At 71.0% G+C, this 13,781-nt stretch carries 13 protein-coding genes and 1 pseudogene; 9 read left to right on the forward strand and 5 right to left on the reverse strand.

Annotation, left to right across the window (positions count from 1 at the left end):
- Positions 1-64: 64 nt before the first annotated feature.
- The 5 genes from ULB03_RS20665 to ULB03_RS20685 form a co-directional block, all read right to left on the reverse strand.
- Positions 65-1,435, reverse strand: a complete 1,371-nt coding sequence (locus ULB03_RS20665; protein WP_322484960.1) for an efflux transporter outer membrane subunit — start codon at positions 1,433-1,435, stop codon at positions 65-67.
- Complete coding sequence (locus ULB03_RS20670; protein ID WP_322484961.1) at positions 1,432-2,526, reverse strand: HlyD family secretion protein; 1,095 nt, start codon at positions 2,524-2,526, stop codon at positions 1,432-1,434. Before ULB03_RS20670 ends, ULB03_RS20665 begins: the two co-directional genes overlap by 4 nt.
- Positions 2,523-4,139 (reverse strand): MFS transporter, encoded by a 1,617-nt coding sequence (locus tag ULB03_RS20675; protein ID WP_322484962.1) that lies wholly within the window; start codon positions 4,137-4,139, stop codon positions 2,523-2,525. Before ULB03_RS20675 ends, ULB03_RS20670 begins: the two co-directional genes overlap by 4 nt.
- Positions 4,136-4,630 (reverse strand): ester cyclase, encoded by a 495-nt coding sequence (locus ULB03_RS20680; protein ID WP_322484963.1) that lies wholly within the window; start codon positions 4,628-4,630, stop codon positions 4,136-4,138. Before ULB03_RS20680 ends, ULB03_RS20675 begins: the two co-directional genes overlap by 4 nt.
- Positions 4,631-4,736: 106 nt before the next feature.
- On the reverse strand, positions 4,737-6,530 hold the full coding sequence (locus tag ULB03_RS20685; RefSeq protein ID WP_322484964.1) for a hypothetical protein: 1,794 nt from the start codon (positions 6,528-6,530) through the stop codon (positions 4,737-4,739).
- 208 nt (positions 6,531-6,738) lie between these two features.
- Between ULB03_RS20685 and ULB03_RS20690 the strand changes: the two genes are divergently transcribed.
- The 9 genes and pseudogenes from ULB03_RS20690 (at position 6,739) to ULB03_RS20730 (ending at position 13,781) form a co-directional block, all read left to right on the forward strand.
- On the forward strand, positions 6,739-7,254 hold the full coding sequence (locus ULB03_RS20690; protein ID WP_322484965.1) for a hypothetical protein: 516 nt from the start codon (positions 6,739-6,741) through the stop codon (positions 7,252-7,254).
- A gap of 515 nt (positions 7,255-7,769) precedes the next feature.
- Complete coding sequence (locus tag ULB03_RS20695) at positions 7,770-9,479, forward strand: GspE/PulE family protein (RefSeq protein ID WP_322484966.1); 1,710 nt, start codon at positions 7,770-7,772, stop codon at positions 9,477-9,479.
- A gap of 14 nt (positions 9,480-9,493) precedes the next feature.
- Positions 9,494-9,904, forward strand: coding sequence for a type II secretion system F family protein (locus ULB03_RS20700; protein ID WP_322484967.1), 411 nt, complete (start codon positions 9,494-9,496; stop codon positions 9,902-9,904).
- A pseudogene (locus tag ULB03_RS20705) lies at positions 9,859-10,715 on the forward strand (type II secretion system F family protein). Before ULB03_RS20700 ends, ULB03_RS20705 begins: the two are co-directional and overlap by 46 nt.
- Positions 10,699-11,160: a type II secretion system major pseudopilin GspG gene (gene gspG / locus ULB03_RS20710; protein ID WP_322484968.1), complete on the forward strand. Its 462-nt coding sequence runs from the start codon at positions 10,699-10,701 to the stop codon at positions 11,158-11,160. Before ULB03_RS20705 ends, gspG begins: the two are co-directional and overlap by 17 nt.
- A 3-nt stretch (positions 11,161-11,163) precedes the next feature.
- Positions 11,164-11,607 (forward strand): prepilin-type N-terminal cleavage/methylation domain-containing protein, encoded by a 444-nt coding sequence (locus ULB03_RS20715; RefSeq protein ID WP_322484969.1) that lies wholly within the window; start codon positions 11,164-11,166, stop codon positions 11,605-11,607.
- A 13-nt stretch (positions 11,608-11,620) separates the two neighbouring features.
- Positions 11,621-12,055: a type II secretion system protein gene (locus ULB03_RS20720; protein ID WP_322484970.1), complete on the forward strand. Its 435-nt coding sequence runs from the start codon at positions 11,621-11,623 to the stop codon at positions 12,053-12,055.
- On the forward strand, positions 12,052-12,756 hold the full coding sequence (locus tag ULB03_RS20725; RefSeq protein ID WP_322484971.1) for a prepilin-type N-terminal cleavage/methylation domain-containing protein: 705 nt from the start codon (positions 12,052-12,054) through the stop codon (positions 12,754-12,756). The genes ULB03_RS20720 and ULB03_RS20725 overlap by 4 nt, the downstream gene beginning before the upstream one ends.
- On the forward strand, positions 12,756-13,781 hold the full coding sequence (locus ULB03_RS20730) for a PilN domain-containing protein (protein WP_322484972.1): 1,026 nt from the start codon (positions 12,756-12,758) through the stop codon (positions 13,779-13,781). The genes ULB03_RS20725 and ULB03_RS20730 overlap by 1 nt, the downstream gene beginning before the upstream one ends.

Genomic DNA, 13,781 nt, shown 5'->3' on the forward strand with positions numbered 1-13,781 from the left:
GTCTGTCGGGAAAATGGACGGTATGGGTGGGCATAGCGCCGCACCGCCCGCCCCGCCGGCATGGTCAGGGCGCGGTGGCTGGCGGCCGCCAGCCACCGCCCAGCGCCTGCGCCAGGGTGATGGCGGCGGCCAGGCGGTCGGCCCGCGATTGCACCAGGGCCAGCTCCGCCGACAGCAGGCCGCGCTCGGCATCCAGCTGTTCCAGATAAGGGGAATAGCCGGCGCGATAGCGGCCGGTGGCGATGGCCAGGGTGCGGGCCAGGGCGTCGCGCTGGCGCAGCAGCGCCGCCTCCTGCTCGGCGGTGCGCTGCACCATGGCCAGCCCATCCTCCACCTCGCGGAAGGCCGTCAGGGCGGCCTTGCGATAGCCGAAGGCCGCCGCGTCCCGCCGGGCGGCGGCGCCGTCGGCCTGGGCTTTCAGGCGCCCGCTGTCGAACAGGGGGGCCAGGATGCTGCCGCCCAGGGTGAAGACGTTGACCGGATCGATCAGGCTGCTGGCCACGGTGCCGCCCGCGGCACTCAGCTGCACATCGGGCAGGAAGGCCGCGCGCGCGGCGTCCAGCCCATGGTCGGCGGCCACCAATTGCTGTTCCGCCTGCGCGATGTCCGGCCGGCGGCGCAACAGGTCCGAGGGCAGGCCCGCCGGCACCGTCGGTGTGGTCAGACCCTCCAGGCTCTCGCCCCGCTCGATGCCGCTGGGGCTTTCGCCCATCAGCAGGCTCAGGCCGTCCTCCTGCCGGGTGATGGCCAGATCGATCCCCGGGAGCAGTTGCGCCGTGGCCTCGTATTCGGCCTGGGCCTGCGCCAGATCCAACTGGGCGGCGTAGCCCGCCTCCGCCCGCCGGCGGGCCAGGTGCAGCGAGGCCTCGCGGGCCGCCAGGGTGCGTTTGACCACATCCCGCCGGGCGTCCAGGGCCCTCAGGCCGACATAGCCGGTGGCGGCCGAGGCCGCGACCGCCAGGCGCACGGCGTCGCGGGCCGCTTCGGTCGCCAGCAGGGTGGCGCGGGCGGCCTCGCTGGCGTCCGCCAACCGGCCGAACAGGTCCAGGTCATAGGAGGCGGTGGCCTGCCATTGCCCGGCCGTCTGCTGGCGCGGCTGACCGAAGGGGCTGACATCGCGTTGCCGGCCCCCGCCGGCGGCCAGGACGACATTGGGCAGGCGCTGATCTTCCGCCAGGCGGTATTGGGCGCGGGCCTCGGCCACGCGGGCGGCGGCCACCATCACGTCGGTGTTGTTGGCCAGGGCCCGGTCGACGACGCGGGTCAGCACCGGATCGCCAAAGGACCGCCACCAGGCGGCCTCGACCGTGCCGTCGGCGACCCGGTCGGACCGCCAGGCGGGCGGCGGCTCCACGGCGGCGGTCAGCGGCGCCTCCGGCCGGGGGCCGGCGCAGGCGGCCACCAGCAGGGCGAGGGGATAGGCCAGGCGCCTCATGGCTTGGCCCCTTTGGGCGCTCCCGCGGCGGCCGTATCCACCCGCGTTTCCACCGACATACCGGGACGCAGGCGGTCGACCAGGGGCTGGCCGGGGGTGATGGCGATGCGCACGCCGATGCGCTGCGGCACCTTGATGAAGTTGCCGGTGGCGTTGTCGGGCTTCAGCACGGCGAATTCAGAGCCGGCGGCCGGCGACAGCGTTTCCACCGTGCCCGTCAGTTCCGCCCCGTCCAGGGCGTCGACGGTGAAGCGTGCCGGCTGGCCCGCGGCCATGTGGGCGGTCTGCGCCTCCTTGTAATTGGCGATGATCCAGCGGTCGTCCGGCACCAGGGACAGGAACTGGGTGCCGTTGGTGACGTACTGGCCCAGGCGCACGCCCACCTCGCCCACCTGGCCATCCTCGGGGGCGTAGATGACCGTATGCTCCAAGTCGATCTCGGCCAGGGCCAGCTGGGCCAGCGCCGCTTCCACCTGGGCCTGCAACCCGTCACGGCCCACGTCCACCGTGCGCACGTCCTGGCGCGCGATCTCCCCACCCGCCTCCGCCTGGCGCACCTGCGCCTCGGCCTGGGCCAGTGCGGCCTGGGTCTGGTCGCGCTCGCGGATGGAGACGGAGCCGTCGCGCACCAGGTCGGTCACGCGGGCCATGTCGGCGTGCGCGCGGGCCAGCTGGGCGCGGGCGTTGGCCAGGTTGGCCACCTGGCCCGCCAGGGCGGCGTCGCGGGCGGCGTGGGCCTGTTCGCTGTTGGCCAGGGCGGCGCGCTGGGCGGCCAGCGTTGCCCGGGCCTGGTCCACCCGGGCGCGGTAGATGCGATCATCGATGCGGGCCAGCACCTGGCCGGCCTTGACGTGGGCGTAATCGCCCACGGCGACATCCACGACATAACCGCTGACCTGGGGCGCGATCACCGTGGTGCGGCCGCGGATATAGGCGTTTTCCGTCGCCTCCACCGTGCCGGCGAAGGGCGGCAGGCGCCAGGCGGCCAGCAGGGCCAGGATGGCGAGGGCGGCCACCGCCAGGATGGCCACGGCGGCCAGCCAGCCGCGCCGGGGCGGATGCCAATAATGGGGGGTATCGGGGGCGCTCATGATCCGCGTCTCCGGCGCAGGGTGTTGAACAGGATGAGGTAGCCGACATACAGGGCGTTCAGCAGCGCCAGGCCGGCCACGAACAGGAAGACATCGTTGAAGGCCAGCACGGCGGCCTCACGGCCCATGGCTTGGCCCAACAGGCCCCCGCCCTGGGCGGCCCGCAGCGCCGCGTCCGGCAGCGCGCCGGCCAGGGGGGCCGCCCCTGCCGCCAGGCGCGCCACCACCTGCGGATCGGATGTCAGAAGGTGTTCCGACAAGGTTTGGGCGTGCCAGTGGGTGGCCGCCACCTGCAGGCTGCCCAGCAGGGCGGACCCGGCCAGCCCGCCCACGTTCTGGGTGATGCTGAACAGCACCATGAAGGTGACCAGGTGGTCCGGCCCCTTGGACACCATGCGCAGGAAGCCCAGCACCAGGGCCGGCCCGATGAACAGCGTGGTGCCGAAGGCGATCAGCCCCTGGCTGAGATACAGCTGCGGCGGGCGCACAAGGCTGGTGGCGTCGCTGTCGAGCCAGGCGCCGGCGGCGATGAGCAGCGACGCCGCGATCACCTGATAGGGCAGGCGCCGTTCTGACAGGGTCAAGGCGGACGCCAGGGTGCCGCCCAGCATGGCCAGGACCACGATGGCGAACAGGGGCCGCAATTGGTCGTTGATCAGGCCACCCGATGTAAGAAGGCCGACGGCGCCATAGGTCTGTTCCGCCAGCGATACCCGCACCATCACGGCGGCGGCGGCGAAGCGCACCATGTCCAGCGTGGTCAGCCAGCGGACCTGGATCAGCGGTTCTTTCCGCTGCCGCTCGATCAGCCAGGCCAGGGTGAACAGGGGCACGGCCGCCGCCAGCGCCCAGCCCAGCCAGGGCGTGTCCACCCACCACAGCAGGCGCCCCTGGCCCAGCACGCCGCAGACCAGCACCAGGCAGGGCAGCATCAGGCCGATGACGGCGAAGTCCAGCGGCTGGAAGACGGGCGCGCGGTCGCTGGGCGGCAAGGGCAGGGCGGTGATGGCGGCCAGCGCGGCCAGCGCGATGCCGATTTCCATCAGGTGCAGGCCCTGCCACTGGTGCAGCGCCAGCATCTCCACCGTCACCAGGCGGGCCAGCGGCGTGCCCAGCTGCGTCAGGCCGATGCCGATGACCAGCGCCAGGGGGCGCAGGCGGCCAGGGAAGACCTGCAGCAGGTTGTAGACGGTCATGGTGATCAGGCCCGCCGCCGTCATGCCGCTGACGGCCCGGATGATGGCGGCGGCGGCGAAGCCGGGAATGACGAACTGCAATAGGCCAGCCAGGGCGTAGGCGATCAGCAGGGTGCCGGTCACCGCCGGAATGCCGAACTGCGCCCGCGCCTTCACCAGCATCAGGTTGGCGCCGGCGTTGAAGGCGACGTAGAGGGCGGGCAGCCAGCTGGCCTGGTCGATATAGACGCCCAGGGCGCCCGACAGGCTGGCCAGGTTCACGTTCACCAGCGCATTGCCCAGGGTGGATGCCACCCCCACCAGGACCGCCACGGCGGCATAGCCCAGGCGGCGGCCCAAGGGATGCGCCGGCACGGCGGGAGAGCCGACGAAGGTCGGCCGCTCCTCCGGCTTGAACAGGTAGGTGTCGCCCGTCATGGCCCCGCCCCCGGGTCCCGCAGCTGATACAGCATCAGCGCCGTGTCGAGATGAACGCGATAATCGACGATCCAGCCGCGTGCCCAACGGCAGACGACCAGGCGCGGCACGTCGAAAGCGCGTTTGAGCGGTGCGGCGTCCGGGCCGCCCGGCAGGTCGGCGGGCAGGGTCAGGCCGCCGGTGGCGGTGCCGGTCAGGCGGGTGACGGCGCAGCTTTGGTGGCCGTCATGGCTGCTGAACAGCGCCAGGTAGGGATCGGCATGAATATGGGCGTCCGGGAAGGCGGCGCAGAAGCGGATGGCCTGCTCGATATGGGCCTGCTTGCCCAAGGGGGGCATGGCGCCGTCGCCATGGGCCATGACATCCTCCCCCAGGAACTCCGCATAGTCGCCCCAGCGCCGGTCGTTCCAGGCGCGGTCCAGGGCGCGCATCCTGTCCAGCGTGCGGCGCATCGCCATGTCAGGCCCGCTGCTGCCGCTGTGGTGTCCCAAGGTCCAGCCCCATCCCCATGTCCCCCGCCCATCGGGTTGTAATCTCAGGCGCCGATCCTAGGGGCGGCGGCAGGCGGGAATGGAGTGAGCGGTCCCGCGCTCACGGTTAGCCCGCCCGGGCTGCCGCCTTGGATGGCCGCAGCCGGTCCATCACCGCCTGGAAGGCCGGCCGGTCGCGCCAGGCGTCAAAGCGCGTGTCGGTGCGCAACCACACGGTCGACAGCTCCCGCCGGTCGATGGCGCGGTTCAGGGCCGCCAGGCCCCGCGCCTCGTCGTTCAGGGCGGCGGCCAGGGTGGCGTGGGCGAAGGCGGTGGCCGGCATCGTCTCGGTGGCGGCCAGCAGGCGCCAGCCCCGTTCCGGCTCCCCCAGCCAGGCCTCGATCTCCGCGCGGGCGTAGATCAGGCCGGGATATTTGGCGCTGGCCCGCTCAATGGCCTCGGCCAGCGCACGGGCGCCATCGGGCTCGCCCCCGAAAACATGGGCCAGGGCGCGGTACATCAGCACCTCCGCCGACGCGCCCGGCTGCGGGACGCTTCCTTGCGACGCGCCCGCCGCGATCAGCTCGGCGTAACGCCGGGCCTGGTAGTGGCTGGTGGCCTCCGCGATGTCCTGCTGCACGGAGAAAGGCTCGATGGCGCGGGCGTCGCGGAACAGGTGCTCCGCCTCGTCATGCCGGCCGAGGATGGTGAGGAGAACGCCGTGGAGGCGGGCGGCGCGGGCATGGTCGCCCAGGCGCAAGGCACGGGTGAAGTCCGCCTCCGCCGCCGGGGCGTCGCGGTCCAGCCAGGCGGCGACGGTGGCCCGTGCCGTCAGCGCTTCCACCGAGTGCGGGTCGATCTCCAGCGCGCGCCGAACGGCGGCCTCCGCCGCGGCCTTGGCTTCGGCATGATCGACCAGGCCCAGGCGGAACAGGTCGCATTGGCAGTCGGCCACACCCGAATGGCCCCGGGCGAAGTCGGCCGCCCCCTCCGCCACCCGCTGGAATATCTCCAGCGCCTCATAGAGGGCGGCGGGCGTCTGCTGGTCCAGCAACTGCCGGGCGCGATAGATGCGGGCGTGCCCCTCCAGCGCCACGGGGCCGGGGCTGACGCGGGCGGCGCGTATGGCGCTGTTGTCCAGGCGCACCCGGCTCAGCACCGTGGCAGCGATGCGTTCCTGCAGGCGCAGGTGCTCATGGTCCGGGGCGTCGAAGCGATCGGACAAGATGACGAAGCCCTTGGTGTTCGACACCTCCACCGTCACCCGCAGCATGCCATCCTGCCGACGCACCGTGCCCTGCAACACGGCGTCCACGCCCAGTTCGCGCGCCAGTGTCGGCACGGACCAACCCTGGTCGTGCGCCTGGAAGACGACCGCGCGCGAGGCGACGCGCAGGCCCTGCGCACGCCCCAGGGCGTAGATCAGTTCATCCGTCAGGCCGTCGGCGAAACGGTCATCCTCCGCCGTGCGGCTCAGCGCGCGCAATGGCATGACGGCCACGGCGGCGCCGAATCCGGGTGTGTAGGTCGGCCCCTCGGCCAAGGGGGCGGGCGCATTCAATGCCACCGCCGGCGCTGGGGTCAGGGCGAACAGGGGGACATAGCCGCCCGTGGGCAGGGTGATCACCACCGGGTCGCTCTGGCCGGGACCGGCATAATGATCCTGCAGCTTGCGCCGCAGGCGCCGCGCTTCCACCCGCACGGTGCTGTCGATGCGGGGATCATAGGGTGGTTCGCGGCCATAGACGGCGTTGCCGATCACCGCCTCCTTCAAGGAGGTGCCGCGACCTTCGAGCGTTTCCTCGACAATGAAATGCAGGAAGGCCAGCAGCCGGTCCGACCCTGCGAACTGGGGGCTGGCCCGCAGCCGGTCGACCTGTTCACGTACGGCCCAGGGCGATGGCGTCTTGCTGGAATCCACGGGGGCCCTGTCCTTTTAAAAATTCAGATGCGCGCTCGGGTATGCTGCAATTTATGCGGGTGGCGGCCGGGGCTGGTCAAGGTTTGCCCGGTTCACAGGTTGCCATAACGGTTAGCGCGCGCGGGCTAACGGTTCTTGGGCCTTATGAACCGTTATCATCCGACAGTTTATTGTCCGGCGGGGCGGGCGCACATGGGGGATGGATGCAATGGTCGAATTGCCGTGGCTGCAGATATCAGGCGCTGTCGCCGGTGGTGTCGTCGGCGGGTTCTCGGGCTTTATCGCCAATACCTTCCATGAGCGTCGCGTGCGCCTGCGGGCCAAGCGGAACATCGCCTGCGCCTTGATCGGCGAGATCGGCGCCCTGTCGCAGCATATCGAGGAGAACTACCTGTCCATGCTGCGCGCCGATCTGCAGGCCTGCGGTGAGGCGCCCTCGGTCGTGCATCACGCCTTCCGGGGCGACCGCGACTACATGCCCGTGTTCCGTGCCCTGGGCAGCACGGTGGGTTACCTGCCCACGCCGCTGCCGCGTGACCTGGTCTACTGGTACACCAGCCTGGCGGCGGGGCTGGAGCGGGCGCGGGCCCTACATGAGTTGTCCGGTCAACGCGACCCGGAAGCCGTGGCCTTCGCCGTGCGGCTGGCCAAGATTCAGGATGCGGCCTTCATCGACCTGCTGGCCCGATCGCGCCAGCTGCTGGATAGCCTGGACCGCATTTAGGGTACGGTTTTACGAAATACGTCCAGCAATGCGCCCATTTCAAGGGGGGGCTTCCTCAAGGGGATGGCGCCAAGGGCATCGTCTAATAGAGGCTGCGTAAAGCGCGGCAAAAGCCGCTCCACGTGCTCTCATTCTGACATTAAAAAATTAGTGGATTCAGGTAATTATCCAGGATCGGAGGTATTTCTACCAGGCTTAAAAATATAAAATTTTACGAATATTCTTACTTGTTTCAGGGTGATTTTCTGCCTGGGCATAGGCCAGTGGTGCGAGAGGGTAGGCTGTCTGGGACGGGATGTTAACTTCCTGACCCCGGTTCACGTGCCGTTATCTTTTGAATAACGTAATTTTATCAGCATATTATGAATGGTATCTCAATTAAGTATAATCACCTACCTCTTAAGAGCTAGACAGTGCGCTATAGGATCTTGGCGATATATTAACCTTTACGACCTAGAACTATTCCCAGGCAACGCACCCCGTACATCCAATATCCGATTTAAAGGGTTTATTACGTGACGCCCCATCAACATTCAGCCGCCCACGCTGTTAGCGATATCAGCGGCCCGGATGGCGACGCGCTGGACCGTGTCCTGTCCGCCCTGGCGGCGCAGGGGCACCTGTCCCCGGGCGCGCTGGGGCGGGCCCAGGCGGCCGGCGGCCGGGTGGACCGGCGGCTGGTGGATCTGGGCCTGGTGTCGGAGGAGCATATGGCGGCAGCGTATGCCCAGGCCCTGGGCCTGGCGCTGTGGCCGGCCGACCAGTTGCCCCAGGCGCCGGTGATGACGGACGTGGCCAACCTGGCCTTCCTCAAGTCCAAGCTGATGCTGCCCCTGGCCGATGAGGACGCCGAGGTGGTGTTCGCCGTGGCCGATCCGCTGGATGGCCAGGCGCTGGGGGCGGCCGCCTTTCTGGCCAGCCGGCCGGTGCGCCCCGTGGTCATGACCGGCACGGCCATCGCCGCCGCCCTGGACCGGCTGTATGAGCCGGCGCAGCCGACCGCCAACCAGGATGCGATGCCCGACCTGCTGGAGGGCGACGCCGAGCGCCTGCGCGATCTCGCCAGCGAGGGGCCGGTGGTGCGCCTGGTGGGCAACGCCATCCAGGCGGCGCTGGCCGCCGGCGCCACCGACATCCATGTCGAACCCATGGCCGACCGCCTGGTTGTTCGTCATCGCGTCGACGGCATCCTGCGCGAGGCGGAGGTGCTGCCCCGCCGCATGGCCGCCGGCTTCATCACCCGCGTCAAGGTCATGGCCGGCCTGGACATCGGGGAGCGCCGCCTGCCCCAGGACGGGCGCATCCGCCAAACCCTGCAAGGCCGCGAGATCGACTTCCGCGTGTCTACCACCCCCACCGTGCATGGCGAGGACGTGGTGCTGCGCATCCTGGACCAGCAGACGGCGGGCGGCCGGCTGGACAGCCTGGGCCTGCCCGCGTGGGTGGCGGAGCCGCTGGCCGCCCAACTGGACCGGCCGCATGGCATCGTGCTGGTGACGGGCCCCACCGGCAGCGGCAAGACCACCACCCTTTATGCCGGCCTGCGCGGCATGGACGCCGCCCGGCGCAAGATCCTCACGGTCGAGGACCCGGTGGAATACCTGCTGGACGGCATTAACCAGACCCAGGTCAAGCCCGGCATCGGCCTCACCTTCGCCCATGCCCTGCGCAGCTTCCTGCGCCAGGACCCCGACGTCATCCTGGTGGGCGAGATGCGCGACGGCGAAACCACCAAGGTGGCGGTGCAGGCGGCCCTGACCGGCCACCTGGTGCTGTCCACCCTGCACACCAATGACGCCGCCGGCGCCGTGCCGCGCCTGATGGACATGGGCGTGGACCCCTATCTGCTGGCCTCCACCCTCAACGGGGTGCTGGCCCAGCGCCTGGTGCGCACCCTGTGCCCCACCTGTCGCCAGCCCTATGCCTTGTCGGCCGATGCGGCGGCGGCCCTGGGGCTGCCGGCGCGGCAGACCACCGTCCACCGTGCCGCGGGTTGCCCCGCCTGCAACGGCACCGGCTATCGCGGCCGCTCGGCCATCGCCGAATGGCTGCCCATCACCGAGACGGTTCGGGCGCTGATCCGCCAGGGGGCGTCATCGGCGGAGATCGAGGCGGCGGCGGTTCAGACGGGCGGCATGGTGCCCCTGTACCAGGACGGCCTGCAGCGGGTGTTGGACGGTGTGACCACGCCTGAAGAAATTTTGCGCGTGACCAAGGCGGATTAGGACGGATTAAGACGATGACGACAATGGCCATGACCCGCTTTTCCTACCGCTCCGTCGATGCCAGCGGTCGCGCCAGCCGAGGCACGATCCAGGCCGCCGACCGCCGCGCCGCCGTGGACCAGTTGCTGCAGCGGGGCCTGACGCCGCTGTCGGTGAAGGAGGAAGGGGCCAAGCGTGCCCTGGGCGCCGGCCGCGCGGGCGGCCTCAAGCGGGCGGAGCGCCTATCCTTCGTGCGCGACCTGGCCAACCTGGTCGCCGCCGGCTTCGCGCTGGAGCCGGCCCTGGGCCTGGTGGGGGACCAGATGCAGCGTCCAGCGGCCGCGACTCTCGTGGGCAGATTCGCGCCCGGGTGCGGGCCGGTGACAGCCTGGCGGCCGCCGTGGCCGCGCAAGGGTCCGCGTTCCCGGCGGAATTCGTTGGCCTGATCGCGGCGGGTGAGCAGGGCGGGGCCCTGGCGGCCGCCCTCGGCCATCTGGCGGCCCTGGAAGAGGACCGCGCCCAGTTCCGCCAGCGCCTGGTCAGCGCCATGGTCTATCCCGCGCTGATCGCCCTTTTGACCCTGGCCGCCCTGGCCTTGATGGCCGGCTATGTCCTGCCGCAGTTCCAGGACCTGTTCGCCGGCAGCAAGGCCAAGCTGCCCGCCGCCACGTCCGCCGTGCTGGCCATCGGGGACTTCCTGGGCCGCTTCGGCCCCGGCATCCTGGCCGGCGCCGCGCTGGCCGTCCTGGCCCTGGTCCGCGCCTATCGCCAGCCCGATGTGCGGCTGCGCCTGGATCGCGCGCTGCTGGTGGCCACGGGGCCCCTGGGCCGGCTGGTCGGCGATGCCCAGCTGGCGCTGTACACCCGCACGCTGGCCAGCCTGCTCAGCGGCGGGGTGCCCTTGGCCGCCGCCCTGGCCACCGCCGGTGGCTGCCTGGCCAACCGGGCGCTGGCGGGCGCGGCCGAGCGGGTGAGGGTCGCCGTGCGCGGCGGGTCGGGTCTCAGCCGCGCCGTGCAGGCCGAACCCCTGTTCCCCGCCGCCTGTCGCGCATGCTGGCCCTGGCGGAACAGACCGCCAGCCTGCCCCAAGGCCTGCTGGATCTATCGAAAGTGTTGGAGCGCGAAAGGGGCGTAGCCCTGGATAGGGCCTTGTCTTTGGTGACGCCCATCCTAACCCTCGTTCTCGGCGGCATGGTCGGTGGCATCTTCGCCGCCCTCATCGCGGGGATCCTCAGCCTGAATGACATCGCCCTCTAATATCCTGGAACAACACCCACCCCTTCGTGGCCGCCGTGGCGGGCAGCAGGGGTTCACCCTGGTCGAGGTTCTGGTCGTCCTGGTGATCATCGGCCTGCTGGGCCTGCTGGTCGCCCCCAACCTCGTGGCGCGCCTGGGCAAGGCGAAGGGGGAGGCGGCCCAGGCCCAGATCAACACCCTGGTGTCGGCCGTCGACCTGTTCTACGTCGACGTTGGCCGCTATCCCACCACGCAAGAGGGGCTGGAGGCGCTGGTGACCGCGCCGGCCGGCGACGCCAACTGGCGGGGCCCCTACCTGCGCAAGCGCCAGGCCCTGGTCGACCCCTGGGGCAACCCCTACCGCTACAAGGTGCCGGGCGACCACGGCGCCTACGACATCTTCTCCCTTGGCAGCGACAACGCCCCGGGCGGCGAGGGCGACGCCCGCGATGTCACCAGTTGGTAGGCCATGATGGCGACCGAGGTCCCATCACGGCATGCGGCCGGCTTCACGCTGGTCGAAGTGCTGGTGGTGCTGGTCATCATCGGCATCCTGGGGGCGGCGTTGGCCCTGGGCATCCAGGACCGCTTGCCCGGCCTGCGCTTCACCGCCGCCGTTTCCGCGCTGGAGGATGAACTGCGCAACCGCCAGGTCGAGGCCATGGTGACGGGACACCCCATCCTGTTCACCCTGGATGATGTCAAGCGCCCCGCCGGCGGGGCGGCCGGCCGCCGCCTGCGGCGCATCGCGGCGGTGGACGTGACCATCGCCGGGGCCGATGGCGCGCGCCCGGGCGCGGTCGTGTTCCTGCCCGGCGGCTGGTCTCCCGGCGCCCAAATCCGCCTGCGGGAGGGTGACCGCGCCGCCACCGTGCGCGTGGATTGGCCTCTCGGCACCGTGCATCAGGAGTAGGGAGAGGGACCCCATGCGCCGGGCGGACGGTTTCACCCTGCTGGAAATGCTGATCGCCCTGGCCATCTTCGGCCTCGGCACGGCCTTGCTGATGCAGTCGGCCTGGTCCGGGGCCTGGTCCGCCCGCCAGGCCTGGGGGGAGACGGCGGCCCTGCGTCTGGCCCAGTCCGTGGCGGCGGAGGTGGGTGTCGCCCTGCCGCTGGATGACCGGCCCCGGGATGTGGGGCTGGACGGGCCGGGCGCGGGCTTGCCCTACCGTGTCAAAATTGTGCCAGGGCGCCTTTCGGCGACGGGTGACCGTGACTATCGGGTAGAAGTCCGGGAAATGAAACCAGACGTGACGCGAGAGAAGGGAACCGACGCCGCCCCGCCCGGGCTGGCGACGCGCGCTGAGGGGCCCGTGCTGGCGACCGTCACCAATCGCCTGCTGATGGACGGGACGCAATGATGGCACCCGCCCTCGCGACCCCCGATGCCGCGCCCGACGCCCCTCCCCATGCCGCCCCCCATGCCACTGGGGGCCATCGCGGCATGACCCTGGTGGAGGCCTTGGTCGCCCTGGCGCTGCTGGGCATGCTGGCGGTCGCCGCCGTTGGGCTGCTGCCCCTGATGAACCGCATGGCCGACCGCAGCGGCGCCCTACAGCGGGCCGCCGCCGACCTGGGCCGGGTCCACGACTTCACCCAATTCCTGGTGGTCAACGCCTTGACGCTTGGCGACCTGGGGCGCGCGGGTGCGGACCTGCCGCCCCTGCGACGGGATGCGCGCCATTTCGATGTGCTGGCGCCGCTGCCGGCGGGCCTGGGGCGTGGCGGGCTTTACCGCCTGGCCCTGACGGTGGAGGGGGCGCCCGGCCATGAGGCCCTGCGCCTGCGGGTGGCGCCCCTGCGCCCTGATGGTCCGCCGCCGGGTGATGGCCTGTTGATCGACGGCGCCGCCCGCATCGCCTGGTCCTATTTCGATGGCCAGGCCCACGCCTGGACCGACCATTGGGCGGACCCCGCCACGTCTCCGGCCCTGGTGCGCCTTGATGTCGCCCCCGCCGGCGGGGAGGCGTGGCCGCCCATGATCGCCGCCCCGGTGGTGCGCGGCGGGGTGCTCTGCGCCTATGATCCGGTGCGGGGCGCGTGCCGACCCGGGGGTAGCTGATGCCCACGCTGCCCCACCGCCTGAAACGCCTGGCCGTGCTGGCCATGGATGCGCTGGCCGATGGCGCCGCCGCCGCCTTGCCGCCGTGGGCACGCCGGGTCCTGGGGCTGGACGTGCCTGTCCTGTTCCTGTCACCGGGCGGCGCCGGCCTGACGGCGCCCTCGATCCGGGCGCCGGTTCGCCTGGTGCTGCACCCGACGGACGTGCATGCGGTGGATGTGCCCTTGCCCAAGGGGCGGCTGCTCGGTGGCATGGTCGATGCCCGGGGGTTCGTCGAGATCCAGGCCCACCGTTTCATGCCCCTGCGGCCGGATCTGCTGGCCTGGGACGTGGTGACCTTACCGCCCGCTGGGCCACCCACTGGGCCACCCACTGGGCCACCCGCGGGCGGGGCGGGCACCGCCCGGGTTCACATGGTGCGGCGAAGCGTGCTGGTGGCGGCACTGGCCTGGGCCGTGGCGGCGGGGCTGACGCCGGCCGGCATCACCGCGGCGGCGACGGGGCCGGCGCCGGAATTCCTGCGCTTCGATCCCGCACGGGTGCGCCGGCAATTCCTGGGCCTGGCCGCCGCCGCCGGCCTGTTCTGGCTGTCACTGCCCATCCCCTTCGCCGTCGCCCTTTGGATCCTGGACCGGCAGACGGCCATGGTGGAACAAAAGTTGGCCGTGGTGGCCAAGGACGCGCGGGCGGTGCGGGACATGCGTGATCGCATCCTGTTCTTCAGCCCCGATGCCGCCGCCACCGCCCTGCTGCTGGCGCAGCCGGGACGGGGTCAGGTGCTGGATGAACTGGCGCTCGCCCTGCCTGACAGCGTCTGGCTGAAGGATGTCGCGCTGACGCCGGAGGCGGTGACCATCCAGGGCCGGGCCCTGGACCTGGCGGATGTGCTGGCCCGGGTGCGCGCGGCTGGCCCCTTCGTCGATCCCCGCTTCACCGATCCGCCGGACGCCCCTGTCGCGGGCCAGGCCGGCGGTACGCCGCGTGACTTCACCATGACGACATCGCTCGCCGTCGGAAGGCCGTGA

Origin of the sequence: Nitrospirillum goiasense (assembly GCF_034427435.1) — a bacterium.
Taxonomy (GTDB): Bacteria; Pseudomonadota; Alphaproteobacteria; order Azospirillales; family Azospirillaceae; genus Nitrospirillum.

Excerpts from the sequence above, each read along its gene's own strand:
- ULB03_RS20715 (WP_322484969.1), top strand. The coding sequence starts at position 11,164 with ATGATGGCGACCGAGGTCCCATCACGGCATGCGGCCGGCTTCACGCTG.
- ULB03_RS20730 (WP_322484972.1), top strand. The coding sequence starts at position 12,756 with ATGCCCACGCTGCCCCACCGCCTGAAACGCCTGGCCGTGCTGGCCATG.
- ULB03_RS20670 (WP_322484961.1), bottom strand. The coding sequence starts at position 2,526 with ATGAGCGCCCCCGATACCCCCCATTATTGGCATCCGCCCCGGCGCGGC.
- ULB03_RS20725 (WP_322484971.1), top strand. The coding sequence starts at position 12,052 with ATGATGGCACCCGCCCTCGCGACCCCCGATGCCGCGCCCGACGCCCCT.
- ULB03_RS20720 (WP_322484970.1), top strand. The coding sequence starts at position 11,621 with ATGCGCCGGGCGGACGGTTTCACCCTGCTGGAAATGCTGATCGCCCTG.
- ULB03_RS20690 (WP_322484965.1), top strand. The coding sequence starts at position 6,739 with ATGGTCGAATTGCCGTGGCTGCAGATATCAGGCGCTGTCGCCGGTGGT.
- gspG (WP_322484968.1), top strand. The coding sequence starts at position 10,699 with ATGACATCGCCCTCTAATATCCTGGAACAACACCCACCCCTTCGTGGC.
- ULB03_RS20675 (WP_322484962.1), bottom strand. The coding sequence starts at position 4,139 with ATGACGGGCGACACCTACCTGTTCAAGCCGGAGGAGCGGCCGACCTTC.
- ULB03_RS20700 (WP_322484967.1), top strand. The coding sequence starts at position 9,494 with ATGACGACAATGGCCATGACCCGCTTTTCCTACCGCTCCGTCGATGCC.
- ULB03_RS20665 (WP_322484960.1), bottom strand. The coding sequence starts at position 1,435 with ATGAGGCGCCTGGCCTATCCCCTCGCCCTGCTGGTGGCCGCCTGCGCC.